This window comes from Microvirga sp. HBU67558 (assembly GCF_018069605.1).
Classification (GTDB): domain Bacteria; phylum Pseudomonadota; class Alphaproteobacteria; order Rhizobiales; family Beijerinckiaceae; genus Microvirga; species Microvirga terrae.
Genome location: NZ_JAGPUP010000273.1, coordinates 1 through 842 on the forward strand (window position 1 = coordinate 1; position 842 = coordinate 842).

Annotated in this window: 1 protein-coding gene; it reads left to right on the forward strand. The window is 59.6% G+C overall.

Features of this window, described 5'->3' with window-relative positions; translation table 11 throughout:
- Positions 1 to 36: 36 nt before the first annotated feature.
- Entirely contained in the window at positions 37 to 168 is a 132-nt protein-coding gene (locus KBI52_RS33825) for a hypothetical protein (protein ID WP_371823093.1), read from the forward strand.
- Positions 169 to 842 lie beyond the last annotated feature (674 nt).

An 842-nucleotide genomic window follows, 5' to 3' on the forward strand; every position in this document is an offset into this window, starting at 1 on the left:
CTCGTTGATACGCAAGGCAATCTGCTGAAGAACAGCGTGCAGCCCGCCGACATTCATGATCGCGCTGGAGCCGAACTCTTGCTGGAGGGGCTGCAGCATCTCTTCCCGGCCATCGAGCTGATGTGGGCCGACACGGCTTATCGTGGATTGAAGGATTGGCTGTGCTGAGCGCTCGGATGGAAGCTGTCCATTCCGCAGCACTGGTGGAGCGGAGGCACCTGGATGCGGGCTGACGCAGAGCCGCCAACGCGACCGAGCGGCTCTCAGGTGCTCGCGCGCCGGTGGGTTGTTGAGCGGACCATCGCCTGGTTGACCACCAACCGGCGGCTGGCCAAGGATTATGAGCGGCTCATGGCGAGATGCTGCTTTATCTCGCCATGAGCCGCATCCTGCTGCGCCGCCTCACGCGAAAGGAACGATAATTGCTCACCAGCCTCTAAATGCATATTCGCTCCCTTCGGGTGAGCCTACGCTGTCCTGGACGATGCGGCGCGTCTCCTGGGTAATCGGTGACCGGTTGCTCCTCGCAGACTATCCTATCCCTTTCCTCGACGTGCCCTATGAAAGAGGCGCAACTGCCGTAGATGCGACATATCCGTGCTTCCTGAGTTTCTGCTCTGCTCGTCAAGGGAAGCGAGCCAATGTGCAAGTAAGTTTATCATTGAAACCTCCAATTCGTGGCGCCTCTAAGCAGGATCAGTGCTAGTTAGTTTGCACATGCCAGCCCGAGCCCGAGTCAGGCCAAAAGCCTGCCCTTGTTACCCGGACGCCGCGATGCTGTACCGCCCGCAGTTTTTGAGACACCGGATTGAAGCCTACGCGGCGAGGGCCGCGGATGGAAG